The 13,123-nt window shown below is 54.6% G+C and carries 13 protein-coding genes; 4 read left to right on the top strand and 9 right to left on the bottom strand.

What is annotated here, in order from left to right; all coding sequences use genetic code 11:
* Positions 1 to 78: 78 nt before the first annotated feature.
* Genes nth through metG form a run of 8 tightly spaced genes read right to left on the bottom strand, consistent with a single transcriptional unit; the run spans position 79 to position 8,306 of the window.
* Positions 79 to 717, bottom strand: coding sequence for an endonuclease III (gene nth / locus VOI14_RS14450; RefSeq protein ID WP_323752749.1), 639 nt, complete (start codon positions 715 to 717; stop codon positions 79 to 81).
* Between the two features lie 33 nt (positions 718 to 750).
* On the bottom strand, positions 751 to 1,467 hold the full coding sequence (locus VOI14_RS14455; RefSeq protein WP_323752750.1) for an electron transport complex subunit E: 717 nt from the start codon (positions 1,465 to 1,467) through the stop codon (positions 751 to 753).
* A 2-nt stretch (positions 1,468 to 1,469) separates the two neighbouring features.
* On the bottom strand, positions 1,470 to 2,171 hold the full coding sequence (gene rsxG, locus VOI14_RS14460) for an electron transport complex subunit RsxG (RefSeq protein ID WP_323752751.1): 702 nt from the start codon (positions 2,169 to 2,171) through the stop codon (positions 1,470 to 1,472).
* Positions 2,168 to 3,226: an electron transport complex subunit RsxD gene (rsxD, locus tag VOI14_RS14465; protein WP_323752752.1), complete on the bottom strand. Its 1,059-nt coding sequence runs from the start codon at positions 3,224 to 3,226 to the stop codon at positions 2,168 to 2,170. The genes rsxG and rsxD overlap by 4 nt, the downstream gene beginning before the upstream one ends.
* Positions 3,227 to 3,247: 21 nt before the next feature.
* Entirely contained in the window at positions 3,248 to 5,080 is a 1,833-nt protein-coding gene (gene rsxC, locus VOI14_RS14470; RefSeq protein WP_323752753.1) for an electron transport complex subunit RsxC, read from the bottom strand.
* Complete coding sequence (gene rsxB, locus VOI14_RS14475) at positions 5,080 to 5,652, bottom strand: electron transport complex subunit RsxB (protein WP_323752754.1); 573 nt, start codon at positions 5,650 to 5,652, stop codon at positions 5,080 to 5,082. The genes rsxC and rsxB overlap by 1 nt, the downstream gene beginning before the upstream one ends.
* A 13-nt stretch (positions 5,653 to 5,665) precedes the next feature.
* Positions 5,666 to 6,247 carry an electron transport complex subunit RsxA gene (gene rsxA, locus VOI14_RS14480; protein ID WP_323752755.1) on the bottom strand — a complete coding sequence of 194 codons (582 nt, stop codon included), beginning with the start codon at positions 6,245 to 6,247 and terminating at the stop codon, positions 5,666 to 5,668.
* A gap of 25 nt (positions 6,248 to 6,272) precedes the next feature.
* On the bottom strand, positions 6,273 to 8,306 hold the full coding sequence (gene metG / locus VOI14_RS14485) for a methionine--tRNA ligase (RefSeq protein ID WP_323752756.1): 2,034 nt from the start codon (positions 8,304 to 8,306) through the stop codon (positions 6,273 to 6,275).
* Between the two features lie 178 nt (positions 8,307 to 8,484).
* Between metG and apbC the strand changes: the two genes are divergently transcribed.
* The 4 genes from apbC to VOI14_RS14505 all read left to right on the top strand — a co-directional run bounded on the left by apbC (position 8,485) and on the right by VOI14_RS14505 (position 12,322).
* A complete protein-coding gene (apbC, locus tag VOI14_RS14490) occupies positions 8,485 to 9,585 on the top strand; it encodes an iron-sulfur cluster carrier protein ApbC (protein WP_323752757.1) in 1,101 nt (366 codons plus the stop codon).
* A 227-nt stretch (positions 9,586 to 9,812) separates the two neighbouring features.
* Positions 9,813 to 10,379, top strand: coding sequence for a dCTP deaminase (gene dcd / locus VOI14_RS14495; protein WP_323752758.1), 567 nt, complete (start codon positions 9,813 to 9,815; stop codon positions 10,377 to 10,379).
* Positions 10,376 to 10,975 (top strand): YjaG family protein, encoded by a 600-nt coding sequence (locus VOI14_RS14500; RefSeq protein WP_323752759.1) that lies wholly within the window; start codon positions 10,376 to 10,378, stop codon positions 10,973 to 10,975. Before dcd ends, VOI14_RS14500 begins: the two co-directional genes overlap by 4 nt.
* Before the next feature lie 63 nt (positions 10,976 to 11,038).
* Positions 11,039 to 12,322 (top strand): valine--pyruvate transaminase, encoded by a 1,284-nt coding sequence (locus VOI14_RS14505; protein ID WP_323752760.1) that lies wholly within the window; start codon positions 11,039 to 11,041, stop codon positions 12,320 to 12,322.
* Here the strand turns inward: VOI14_RS14505 and VOI14_RS14510 are convergent.
* A complete protein-coding gene (locus VOI14_RS14510; protein WP_323752761.1) occupies positions 12,313 to 13,053 on the bottom strand; it encodes a DUF3108 domain-containing protein in 741 nt (246 codons plus the stop codon). The genes VOI14_RS14505 and VOI14_RS14510 overlap by 10 nt on opposite strands.
* Between the last annotated feature and the right edge of the window lie 70 nt (positions 13,054 to 13,123).

Here is a 13,123-nt window from a genome sequence, read left to right on the forward strand (position 1 = left end):
ACTGGTTCCGGCTTGGATGACATTAAAAAAACCGGCGACAGCCGGTTTTTTTATGCGTGAGATAAGCTCAGGAAAAGCCTACTGGTAATCTCGTTTCTGTTTGAATTCACAGAGATCTTCGATCAGGCAAGCACCGCATTTGGGTTTGCGGGCCACACAGGTGTATCGGCCGTGGAGAATGAGCCAGTGATGCGCATCCATCAAAAACTCTTTCGGCACTAGCCGCATCAACCTTTTTTCGACTTCGAGTACCGTTTTCCCTGGCGCTATACCCGTGCGATTAGAGACTCGGAAGATGTGAGTGTCTACCGCCATAGCGGGCTGGCGGAAAGCGGTATTCAGCACGACGTTCGCGGTTTTACGGCCAACGCCGGGCAGAGCTTCAAGATCTTCACGATTATCGGGCACCACACTGTTGTGTTGGTCGATAAGGATCTTGCAGGTCTTGATCACGTTTTCGGCTTTGCTGTTAAACAGTCCGATGGTTTTAATGTATTCCTTCAGTCCGTCGACGCCGAGTGCATAGATGGCTTCTGGTGTATTAGCCACCGGGTATAGCTTGTCAGTGGCTTTATTTACGCCCACGTCAGTGGCTTGTGCCGACAGAATGACAGCAATCAACAGCTCGAAAGACGAGCTGTAGTTCAGCTCGGTTGTCGGGTTCGGGTTTTCGTTCCGGAGCCGTGCGAAAATTTCAGTGCGCTTTTCTTTGTTCATGATCTTCCTGGATTAAAGTCGTGCACGGGGGAGTCAGGAAATGCTGCCGGTTACCCGAACCCGTTTGCTACCCGCTTCTGCTTGCGCAGGCTCAGCCGCTAGCCGTCTCTCTTTCAGACGTTGATCAATACCATTCTTCAGTGCGATCAGAAGACCTAGCCCAACGAATGCACCTGGTGGCAGCACCATAAATAGCATGTCGGGGTATTGTTCGAATGGACGAATGGTCCAGTTTGCTGCCTCCGGGCCAAGCAGCAAGTGCATGTCAGCAAACAGCGTGCCTTGGCCGAGTATTTCCCGCATACCACCGAGTACGATCAATACTAAGAGGAAGCCTAACCCCATCATGGCGCCATCCAGTAGCGCGGGCAGAGGCGGGTTTTTTGAGGCAAAAGCATCGGCACGTCCAAGAATGGCGCAGTTGGTCACGATCAGCGGAATGAAAATCCCGAGAATCTGGTAAAGCTCGTAGGTGAACGCCTGCATCAGTAATTCCGCGCACGTCACGAACGAGGCGATGATCATGACGAAAGCCGGCAGACGAACGGATTCGCTGACAAAATTGCGGATCAGCGAGACGGACAGATTAGAGCCGATCAGCACCAGCAAGGTCGCGAGGCCCAAGCCGATGGCGTTGACCACGGTGCTGGTTACCGCCAGAAGAGGGCAGAGCCCAAGTACCTGAACCAATGCCGGGTTGTTGGTCCAGAGGCCATCTTTTATGATTTCAGAGGAGGTTTTGGTGGCCATAATCAAGAATGCTCCGCAGGATTGAGTTCACCCGCAATGGCTTCGGGGCGCTGCGTTTTGGGGTTGCTTGGCGGTGCTTCATTCAAGCGTTCGCGAATTTCTTGCCGGTGTTGCTGGAAGTAGATTAGCGATTTTTGGACGGCTTTCACGATGGCGCGGGGGGTGATTGTGGCGCCGGTGAATTGGTCGAATACGCCGCCATTCTTTTTAACGTTCCAAAGCTTGGTACGTGGGTTGGTAAGGGAACGTCCTTCGAAATTGTAGATCCAATCCGACTTTCGTGTTTCGATTCGGTCGCCCAAACCCGGTGTTTCCCGATGATTAGTCACGCGAACGCCGAGTACTTCACCGGTCATGTTGATGCCGACGAGCAATCGAATTTCACCGGAGTAGCCGTCAGGGGCTATGGTGGGCATGATTATGCCAATGGGCTGCTCGTTGCGCCGGGCAACCCACACATGAACCGGTTCTTGCGGATGCTCTTGATATGAGGCCGGCAGCGCCACAACGTCTTTCAGCAAGTCATTGTCGTGCTGGTTTTCCGGGATAATCTCAAACAGCGCTTTCGCTTCTGCCCGTTCGGCCTGTTCGGTTATCCGGTCCTTGGTGATGCCCTGGGTCAGCGCGATGGTGCCGCCGGTAATGACGGCAAACAGACCAAGGCCAATAGCGCTGCGGCGAATGGAGGTCATCATTGCATTCATGATTTGGCTCCATTCTTACTGGGTAGGCCGCGGCGAGCCTTGTGGTGTCCGTAGGTGCGTGGTGGCGTGTAATGGTCAATAAACGGCACCGCAAAGTTCATCAACAAAACGCTAAAGGCGACCGCATCCGGATAGTTGCCCCAGGTGCGGATGAGGTAAATCAGCACGCCGATGCCTGCCCCGTAGATCGCCTTGCCTTGATGACTGCTTGCAGCGGATACGGGATCGGTGGCAATGAAAAACGCACCGAGCATGGTGCCGCCGGCCAATAGGTGAAGCTGCAGGGGAGCGTACTGGTCAGCATTGCTACCGAATGCCAGGCTCATAATGCCAATGGCGGCAAGGAAGGCTACCGGAATGTGCCAGGTGATGATTTTCAGGGCAATCAGAACCAGACCGCCAAGCAGAAACGCTAGATTAATCCACTCCCAGCCACGAGCGATCTGGTCGCCAAAGGTGGGATGCTGAAGCACTTCGGCGGCAGTATGAGTGGCGATTTTATGTTTGTATTCATCCAATGGCGTCGCCATGGTCCAGCCGTCGACAGCGGTTTGGCTGGCGGAGAAAATCGTGGATAGGGTCTCACCAAACCCGGGCGCACCAGCCCAAAGGGTGGCTGGCTGGGCCCAGTTCGTCGTCATCGCCACTGGAAATGACACAAGTACCAGAGCATAGCCCACCATGGCGGGGTTGAATGGGTTAGAGCCCAGGCCGCCGTACAGCTGTTTCGCTACTACAATGGCGGTAATGACAGCAACGCCCGATACCCACCAAGGAGCGAGCTGGGGCAGGGAAAGGCCAAGCAAAAGGCCGGTCACAGCCGCGGTGTTGTCACGCAGGAAAAATGAAATGGGCTTGCTTCGGAGTTTCAGGATCGCAGCTTCGGTCGCCATAGCCAGTGCAACGCACCAAACCACATTGATTAGGTTGCCCCAGCCGAAGAACGCCGTTTGGGCGAGTAAGCCCGGAAGAGCTGCCAGAATAACCCAAAGCATCACGCGCGAGGTGGAGCGAGCGTTGTGAGCATGAGGGGAAGACTGTTGAATTAATGCCATGAACTATCAGCCTGTAATAAGTTACTCGGACGACGGAGTTTCGGGTTCAGCCGCGACCTGTTTCCTCGCCTCGGAAAGTGCTTCTTCTGCTCGTTTAACGCGATCGTGATTCTTCGCGACTGCACGTTCCAGCTTGTCCACGTTATCAGCTTGCTGGGCCTTCGCTTCGTCCAGCATCCCTTGCATCGTGTTGAGCTTGGCTTTGGCCTGCATTAACTGCTTCTCAAGTGCGTCGAAGTCTGGTTGCTCTTTGGTTTCAGCGGGTGCCGTTGGCGAAGGCTCAGCGCTGGTTTCTGAAGCCTTGGCTTTTTTGCGTTCCAGTGCCTGCTGAACCAAGGCAGCTTTCGCTGCACGGTCATCAACAGCCTCGCCTTGGGCTGCGGCTTGTTCGGCTTCGGCCTGCTTCTTCGCCTGAGCTTCGGCGGCGGCCTTAGCTCGTTCCTTGCGGCGCTGCTCTTTCTCTTGCTGCTCCCGCTCAAGACGTGCCTGACGGGCTTCGAACCGCTCTCTTGCCCGATCGGATTTGAGCTGTTCTTCGCGCTGGTTGCGGATTTCACCTTTGGAAAAACGGTAGTACTGCACCAATGGAATCGAACTGGGGCAAACGTAGGAGCATGCGCCACACTCGATGCAATCGAACAGGTTAAGGTGCTCTGCTTTCTCAAACTCTTCCGCTTTGGAGTACCAGAACAGTTGCTGCGGCAACAATTCCATCGGGCACACTTCAGCGCATTGGCCGCAGCGGATACAGGGTTGTTCCGGTGCTGGGGCCTGCAATTCCTGCGCGGTGGCAGCAATCACACAGTTGGATGTTTTGACCACGGGTACGGCGTCTGTGGTGAGCGTGTAGCCCATCATCGGGCCGCCTTGTATCAGGCGATTTAGCAAATTTGATTGCAATCCCGCTTCGGCCAATAACGCACTAACTGGTGTGCCAATCAGAGCGTCGAAATTGCCGGCTTCCTGAACTGCGTCACCGGTGATTGTCACGGTGCGAGAAATCAGTGGTTTGCCTTCAAATATGGCTCGCGAAACGGCCACGGCGGTACCCACGTTTTGGCACATCACGCCGATGTCGGCTGGAATGCCTCCGCTGGGTACTTCCAGGCCGGTAAGGATTTGGACCAGCTGTTTTTCGCCACCCGATGGGTATTTGGTCGGGATGACGGTTACTTCAATCTGAGTGCCTTGTACCGCTTTGCGCAGAGCAGCAATGGCCTCGGGTTTGTTGTCTTCGATGCCGATAACACAGCGGGAAGGCCTGAGAATCCAAGCCATGACTTGCATGCCTGTCACAACCTCGGAGGCGCGCTCACGCATGGTCATGTCATCAGCCGTGATGTAAGGCTCGCATTCCGCACCGTTGAGAATCAACGTCTCAACTTTGCGATCACGGGGCGGTCGTAACTTAATGGTCGTTGGGAAGCCCGCGCCGCCCATGCCAGCGATACCCGCGTCACGGATATGCCGTAACACCTCATCCCGCTCGAGTTTCTGGTAGTTCTCGACCGGTTGCAGGTCTACCCATTGATCTTCTTCATCAGGCTTTAAGATGACACACAGATCTGACATGCCAGAAGGGTGGGGGACCTGCTGGAGTTCAATGGCCTCGATAATACCCGAAGTCGGTGCGTGAACCGGGACGCCCATGCCGGTGGTGACATCTGCAACTTTCTGGCCCTTAAGAACTCGATCACCCACGTTGACCAGCGCCTCAGCTTGCACGCCAATATGCTGCTGCAAAGGCAAGATCAGGCGTTCCGGAATACTCGCTGTCCTGATGGGGCGGCGGGTGGATTGAATTTTGTTTTCGGGCGGATGAATGCCGCCTGAAAAATCCCACAACTGGCTCATCAGACGGTGGCTCCCTGGCGGTCAGTGGCAATGATTTCGGGGGCGGGCGGTGTCCAGGTTCGGATGTCTGGCTCGATGGTAATCATGTCAATGCAATCGACGGGGCAAGGCTCCACGCACAAGTCGCAGCCGGTGCATTCGCTTTCGATCACCGTATGCATGTGTTTGGCTGCGCCGAGTATGGCGTCGACCGGACAAGCCTGAATGCACTTGGTACAGCCAATGCATTCGTCTTCCCGGATGACCGCAACGCGCTTGGCCTGCTCGGCACCGTGTTCGGCGTCCAGAGGCTGAGGCTCGATATCGAGAAGGTCAGCCAGAGCCTTGATTGTGCCTTCGCCGCCCGGCGGACATTTGTTGATGGCATCGCCTTCGGCGATAGCATCGGCATAAGGGCGGCAGCCCGGATAGCCGCATTGCCCGCATTGAGTTTGTGGCAGCAGGGAGTCGATTTGATCAACCAGAGGGTTGCCTTCTACTTTGAAACGCTCGGAGGCAAAGCCCAGCAGCCCGCCAAACACCAAGGACAACGCAAGGAGGACGGCAACGGCAATCAGGAAGCTTATCCACATAGTGCGTGCTCCTTTACACCGCGACCAGGCCAGTGAAGCCCAGAAACGCCAGAGCCATTAGACCGGCGGTGATCAAACCGATCGAGGCGCCGCGAAAGGCCACGGGCACGTCTGAAACAGCGATGCGTTCGCGCATAGCCGCAAATAGAACCAGCACCAGCGAAAACCCGGCAGCCGCCCCGAAACCGTAAAGAACAGACTCGATGAAATTGTTGTTCTTGTTGATGTTAAGCAGAGCGACACCCAGAACGGCGCAGTTGGTGGTGATCAATGGCAAGAAGATTCCCAGCACCCGGTACAGCAAAGGGCTGGTTTTGCGGACCACCATTTCGGTGAACTGAACCACCACTGCGATCACCAGAATGAACGTGATGGTGCGCAAAAAGGTGAGGTCGAGAGGCTCCAGCAGGTAGGTATACGCCAGATAGCTGCATACCGATGCCAGCGTCAGCACAAAAGTAGTGGCCAGAGACATGCCCATGGCGGTTTCCAGTTTCCCGGAAACCCCCATGAAAGGGCATAGCCCAAGGAATTGAACCAGCACAAAGTTGTTTACCAAAATCGTGCTGACCAAAATAAGCAAATACTCTGTCATCGGGAGCGTCTCTGCCTGATGCTGCTTACATCACCCGCATGCCCGGCGTAGCGCCGGAATCCGGGGACAAAATGAAGATGTCTTTGCCACCTGGCCCAGCGGCCAGAACCATGCCTTCCGACAGACCGAATTTCATCTTCCGGGGCTTCAGGTTGGCAACCATCACCGTCAAGCGGCCTTCCAGCTCTTCCGGTTTGTAGGCAGATTTGATACCAGCAAACACGTTTCGCTCGCCATGCCCTACATCAAGAGTCAGACGAAGAAGCTTGTCGGCACCTTCAACATGCTCGGCCTTGACGATTTTGACCACTCGCAGATCCACTTTCGCGAAATCACCGAACTCGATTTCATCCGCGATGGGTTCCAGATCAGACGCGGGCGCCTGCTGCTGGCCTGTGGCGGCGGGCATTTCTTCCTTGGAGGCGTCCAGCATCTTCTCAACATGGGCCATATCGACACGGCTCATCAGAGGTTTGAACTTGTCGATGCCGTGATTTTCCAGCAGATTCGCTCGCTCATTCCAGGTCAGGCGAACATTCAAGAACGATGCGGAAGCCTTGGCTGTTTCCGGCAATACCGGTGTCAGATATGTCATCAGCAAACGGAACATGTTGATCGCATTGGTGCAGATCGCTTGCAGTTTATCGTCCTGACCTTCCTGCTTGGCGATGATCCACGGCTGCTCGTCGTTAACGTATTGGTTGGCAATGTCTGCCAGCTCCATAATCCGGCGCATGGCACGGCCAAACTCACGGGTTTCGTAGAACTCGGCAATTTGCTCGCCAGCGTCGATGAATTCCTGCAGCTTGTCTTGCTCTGTGACTTTGCCCAGCTGGCCATCGAAACGCTTGGTGATAAAACCGGCGCTGCGGCTGGCGATATTGACGACCTTGCCCACGAGATCGGAATTCACTCGTGCCGCGAAATCCTCAAGGTTGAGGTCCATATCATCGACACCGCCGGTGAGCTTGGCGGCGAAGTAATAGCGCAGGTATTCGGGATTGAGGTGATCCAGATAGGTGCGAGCCATAATGAAGGTGCCACGGGATTTCGACATCTTCTTGCCATTCACCGTTACAAATCCGTGCGCCCAAACCGCAGTTGGCGTGCGGAAGCCCGCATCATGCAACATGGATGGCCAGAACAGCGCGTGGAAATTGATGATGTCCTTACCGATGAAGTGATACACCTCGGCAGTGGAATCTTTCTTCCAGAAATGCTCGAAATCGATGCCTTCACGGTTACAGAGGTTCTTGAAGCTGGCGAGGTAGCCAATGGGTGCGTCTAGCCAGACATAGAAGAACTTGCCGGGCGCATCCGGAATCTCAAAGCCAAAGTAAGGCGCATCACGGCTGATGTCCCACTCTTGAAGCCCCGCATCCAACCACTCGGCCAGTTTGTTGGCCACTTGCGGCTGCAAGGAACCGCTGCGAGTCCATTTGCTCAGGAAGTCCTGGAACTCCGGCAATTTGAAGAAATAATGCTCAGACTCTTTCTCCACCGGCGTGGCACCGGAAACCGCGGAACGAGGGTTGATCAACTCGGCCGGTGTGTACGTTGCACCACAGGCTTCACAGTTGTCGCCGTATTGGTCGTCCGCCTTACATTTCGGGCAGGTGCCCTTGATGAAGCGGTCCGCCAGAAACATCTCTTTCTCAGGATCAAAGAACTGCGTGATCTTGCGAGTCGCGATATTGCCGTTGGCTTGAATCTGCCGGTAGATATATTCGGAGAAATATTGGTTTTCCTCCGAATGAGTTGAGTAATAGTTGTCGAACTGGATGTGAAAGCCAGCGAAGTCTTGCTGATGCTCTTCGCGAATCCGGTCAATCAGCTGTTCAGGAGTAATGCCTTCTCGCTCGGCCCGCAGCATGATAGCCGTACCATGGGCATCGTCGGCGCAAACGTAATAGCAGTTGTGACTACGCATTTTCTGGTAACGCACCCAGATATCGGTCTGAATGTATTCCAGCAGGTGCCCCAAGTGGATGGGCCCGTTGGCGTAGGGCAGAGCGCTGGTAACCAGAATATCGCGCTGTTGATTGCTCGCTTGCGTCATGGTGATGTCCGAACCTTTTGTTGATACGGGTTGGAAAGACAAACGGGGTTTTGGTGACAATCAGAATTGATTGTTCCAGACGAAGACCCCATATGGTCAGAAACGGCCACAGATGATACCTTCCAAGCCATCAATTTTCACCTTCATTCAGGGTGATAAGCTTATTCCGGAGACCTCGATGACCCAGATTCCCCAAAAGGCGCTTGAAGATGCTGTGCGCGAATACCGTGACCCCTACCTGAACAAAGACTTGTATGAGCTGGGTGCGGTGAAAAATCTGACGGCAGACGAGCAGGGAAATGTTACCTTGATGGTCGAGCTGCCATACCCTTCAAAAGGGATAGCGGGCGGCCTGAAACAAATTGTCGCCAACGCTATCGAATTTGTTAAGGGCGTAGAAAGTGCCGAAGTGCACGTGGCTCAGAAAATCCACGCCTGCAAAATCGATAAAGAAATTGCCTCCGTCCCTGGCGTGAAAAACATCATCGCCGTGGCCTCCGGCAAAGGCGGCGTCGGCAAATCCACTACCGCCGTCAACCTGGCACTGGCCCTGCACGCCGAGGGCGCCCGAGTCGGTATTCTGGATGCAGACATATACGGTCCCAGCATCGGCATGATGCTCGGTGTTCCCGAAGGCAAGCGCCCGGACGTGCGCGAAAATAAATACTTCGTACCCATGCAGGCCCACGGTCTACAAGCTAATTCCATGGCCTTTGTCACCACCGACAAAACCCCCATGGCCTGGCGTGGCCCTATGGTCAGCGGTGCCGTCATGCAGTTACTGCAACAAACTCTCTGGGATGAGCTCGACTACCTTGTGGTCGATATGCCCCCAGGTACCGGCGACATCCAGCTCACCCTCGGCCAAAAAGTCCCGGTCACCGGTACGGTTATCGTCACCACCCCGCAAGACATCGCCTTGCTGGACGGTAAAAAAGGTATCGAAATGTTCCGCAAAGTGGACATCCCGGTGATCGGCGTTATCGAAAACATGAGCGTCCACATCTGCAGCAACTGCGGCCACGAAGAACACCTGTTTGGCTGCGAAGGCGGCGCGCGCATCGCAGAAGAATATAACACCACTCTGCTGGGGCAGCTGCCCCTGCACATGACCATCCGCGAACAAACCGACAGCGGTTCGCCAACTGTCGTTGCCGAGCCGGATTCTGAAGTGGCTCGCCGCTACCGCGATATTGCTCGCAGAGTGGGTGCGGAGCTGTCCACCAGGGAGCGGAATCTAGGCGGAACGATTTCAAGCGTTTCAGTAGTTGAGCCGTAAAAAAACAAGCGGGTCCGTAGGGCGGCTTTCACAAAAATTTGATCGCGGCATCGGGCACGCCTTCCAAAAATGTCGTAGGCCATGGAAGGCTGGTGAGAAGCGCACATGGATGTGCTCGTGGCGGTTTTTGGAAGGCGTGCCTGATAAAAGCCCAAGCCTTCGACACAACCCCAAGGACAAGGTAAACTACGCCCCAATTTTTCCCAGCTGGAAACGAGAATTCCCCCATGAGCATAAAGTCCGATAAGTGGATCCGCCGGATGTCCGAAGAGCACGGCATGATCGAACCCTTCGAAGCCGGGCAAGTTCGTGAAAACGAAAGCGGCCGCGTCATCTCCTACGGCACCTCAAGCTACGGCTACGACGTACGTTGCAGCAACGAATTTAAAATCTTCACCAACGTACACAGCGCCACCGTAGACCCAAAGAACTTCGACGAAAACAGCTTCGTTAACATCACCAGCGATGTCTGCATCATACCGCCGAACAGCTTCGCACTGGCGCGCACAGTTGAATACTTCCGTATTCCCAGAAGCGTACTCACTATCTGCCTCGGCAAAAGCACTTACGCACGTTGCGGCATCATCGTGAACGTAACCCCGCTGGAGCCGGAATGGGAAGGTCAGGTGACTTTGGAATTCTCCAACACCACCAACCTGCCAGCGAAAATATACGCCAACGAAGGCGTCGCCCAGATGCTGTTCTTCGAATCTGATGAAATGTGCGAAACCAGCTACAAAGACCGTGGCGGTAAATACCTTGGCCAGACAGGCGTGACCCTGCCTCGGACATGAACGCCAACCAGTTTTTGAAAGCCGTCTCACAAATGCAGGGCTGGCGCGAATGCGCCTACCTGCTGGCCCTTGCCGAGCGCTCCTTCCCCAACTACGCCCTGTTCGCAGATGCGGTAGGCATGAAGAGCGGCGGTAAAATGCGCCAGCTGCTCGATCTCGCTTGGGGAACGCTACAGCTGGAGACCGTCGAAGCGGCGATCCCGCAGTTGCTCAGCAAACTCGAAACTCTCAGTCCGAATGTCGATGAGTACGACGCCTATGGCGTATACCCCGCCTTCGACTTCTGCCAGTTGCTGGAGCAAGCACTGCTCAACCGCCTGAACCCGAGTAAGCATCGGGCAACGGAAGCGTCACAGCTGGCCACAAAAACCGTGATGGATTTTGTGGAAATGTCTGAAGGTGAGGGGATGGATGATGACGAACTGATTCGATTGTTCGAACAGCACCCCTTGCTTAAAGAAGACAAAGTTTTTCAGCGCGACACCGTGCTTGCCTTGAAGCGACAGCGCGTGCCCAGTGAAGACTTTATCGAAGATCTGCGAAATGACGCTTCGAACGAAGGTGTCAGCAATCTGGGTATCTCTCTCGATACCTGATTGCCGCAGTCCGCAGTAGAATTAGTCCAAACTTTCTTAATCGCTTTGCAACGGATAAGAGACATGAAACTCTCTGCTTTTGGTCGTAAGTTCACAGCTGATGCCGGCATCACTTCTCTCATGGATGACTTGGGAAATGCCATGGCGTCCGGTGAAGATATGATCATGATGGGGGGCGGCAATCCCGGTCACATCCCTGAAGTGCAGCAGAGGGTGCAAGAGATTTTGGCGAATATGGCCACCGATGAGAATCAGGTGCGCCGCTTGGTGGGGATTTACGATCCTCCCCAAGGTGAAAAGCAGTTCATTGCCTCGTTGGCTGAGCTGCTGAGCAAAGAATACGGATGGGGACTTAAGCCAGGGAATATTGCGCTCACCAATGGCAGTCAGGCGGCCTTCTTCATGTTATTTAACATGTTTGGCGGTGAATACGGCAATGGACAGCGTAAGCACATTCTATTGCCTCTGGCGCCGGAATACATTGGTTATGCCGATGCGGGCATTGAGCAAGGCTTGTTTCATGCCGTGCGGCCTGATATTTCGTTTACCGATGCCCATGAATTCAAGTACCGCGTCGACTTTGATGCGGTTGAAGTGACGGGTGAGACCGGAGCCATCTGCGTATCGCGCCCTACGAACCCCACGGGTAACGTCATTACCGATGACGAGTTGGCCCGTCTTGAGGGGATGGCTCGTGAACACGACATTCCGCTGATTGTAGATGGCGCTTACGGCACGCCCTTTCCGAGCTTGTTATTTGTGGATGCAAAGCCCACCTGGAACGAACAGATCATCCTTTGTCTGAGTTTGTCCAAGCTTGGTTTGCCGGCCGCCCGAACCGGTATCGTGATTGCCTCTGAGGCGGTTATCAAAGCATTGTCGGGTATTAACGCCATCATGAACCTGGCAACCGGTAGTTTTGGTGCGATGCTGGCTGAGCCGCTGGTTAAATCTGGCGAGATACTGACCCTTAGTCGCGAAGTGATTTGCCCGTTCTACAAGGAAAAGATGGAAAGGGCGGTAGAGGCGTTCCGCTTAGCGATGGGTGAAGACAGCTGTCGCTGGTATATCCACAAACCCGAAGGTGCCATGTTCCTCTGGTTGTGGTTTCCGGATCTGCCTATTTCGAGTCTGGAGCTCTACCAGCGCTTGAAGGAGCGGGGCGTCCTGGTCGTTTCCGGCCATTACTTCTTCCCGGGTTTGCCGGATGATGATTGGAAGCATCGCCACGAATGCCTGCGAGTTACCTACTCCCAGGATGATGAGCAGGTCGCGAAAGGGTTGCGCATTATCGCGGATGAAGTGAAAGCGGTGTGGGCAGAGCACGGCGTCGTGGGTCAGTCCTGAACCTGGGCATCCTTCAGGCGTAATTCGTATTCGCTGCCGTCTGGTTCTACCTGAAGCAAGCGGGCCAGCAGGTAGTTCTGTTCCGGGTCGAACCACATCAAGGTTTGGCGTTTGGAATCCTGATCCCGGACCTTCTCCGCTTTTAGTGTTTTCATGTTTCGGCCATGGTCGCTTAGGCTTTCTTCCGCAATAACGGCAAAGCGATCGGTGTCGTAATCACCTTTGTCCAAGACCCGGTAGGTAACGTCCCGTTTTCCCGCCTTCAGGTCCTGATGGAGCTGTAGTTGATAGCCCAGCGGATCCAGAGTGCCTTTCTCAAGTTTTACTTCGAACGAGTCGTCGCGATATTTTCCTTTCGCTATGCCTGTTTGCCAGTTGAAATCGATCGATTGCTGCCGGTCTTTGATAAGGAAGCCGGATAGCCGATAGCGGTAGCGTAGGGGGATAACGTGCCCGTTTTCCCATTTGAAGATAAGTGATTCGTTGATGTCGGCAATAAAAGAGTCAACGTCGGTGCGGTAAAGCCATACGTTGTTGCCTTGGCTGCTCAGCGTGCGGACACCACGGCCGTTTAAACTCACCCCTTTAGACATGGACGCGGTGTAGCTGGCCTCGTACGGGGTCAGTTCGGCTTTGGTGGTGCTATCTGTTGAGGCGCTCACAGCGAGACTGGAAAAAACAAGCCCCGCGAGCAGGAAAAGAATTCTGGTTGGCTTTTTGTAGCGTTGCATCCGAAGGCCTCTTCACGGTCTTTGCATGTGACAGTCTAGCCGTTCCTTGGCCTAGAGGGGATGACAATCT

The organism is Marinobacter sp. (assembly GCF_034669625.1).
Lineage (GTDB): Bacteria > Pseudomonadota > Gammaproteobacteria > Pseudomonadales > Oleiphilaceae > Marinobacter.

Bases quoted from the DNA above. Each gene is read 5' to 3' on its own strand.
- rsxG (WP_323752751.1), bottom strand. From the start codon at position 2,171: ATGAATGCAATGATGACCTCCATTCGCCGCAGCGCTATTGGCCTTGGT.
- rsxD (WP_323752752.1), bottom strand. From the start codon at position 3,226: ATGGCATTAATTCAACAGTCTTCCCCTCATGCTCACAACGCTCGCTCC.
- VOI14_RS14455 (WP_323752750.1), bottom strand. From the start codon at position 1,467: ATGGCCACCAAAACCTCCTCTGAAATCATAAAAGATGGCCTCTGGACC.
- apbC (WP_323752757.1), top strand. From the start codon at position 8,485: ATGACCCAGATTCCCCAAAAGGCGCTTGAAGATGCTGTGCGCGAATAC.
- VOI14_RS14505 (WP_323752760.1), top strand. From the start codon at position 11,039: ATGAAACTCTCTGCTTTTGGTCGTAAGTTCACAGCTGATGCCGGCATC.
- nth (WP_323752749.1), bottom strand. From the start codon at position 717: ATGAACAAAGAAAAGCGCACTGAAATTTTCGCACGGCTCCGGAACGAA.
- VOI14_RS14500 (WP_323752759.1), top strand. From the start codon at position 10,376: ATGAACGCCAACCAGTTTTTGAAAGCCGTCTCACAAATGCAGGGCTGG.
- rsxA (WP_323752755.1), bottom strand. From the start codon at position 6,247: ATGACAGAGTATTTGCTTATTTTGGTCAGCACGATTTTGGTAAACAAC.
- rsxC (WP_323752753.1), bottom strand. From the start codon at position 5,080: ATGAGCCAGTTGTGGGATTTTTCAGGCGGCATTCATCCGCCCGAAAAC.
- metG (WP_323752756.1), bottom strand. From the start codon at position 8,306: ATGACGCAAGCGAGCAATCAACAGCGCGATATTCTGGTTACCAGCGCT.
- dcd (WP_323752758.1), top strand. From the start codon at position 9,813: ATGAGCATAAAGTCCGATAAGTGGATCCGCCGGATGTCCGAAGAGCAC.
- VOI14_RS14510 (WP_323752761.1), bottom strand. From the start codon at position 13,053: ATGCAACGCTACAAAAAGCCAACCAGAATTCTTTTCCTGCTCGCGGGG.
- rsxB (WP_323752754.1), bottom strand. From the start codon at position 5,652: ATGTGGATAAGCTTCCTGATTGCCGTTGCCGTCCTCCTTGCGTTGTCC.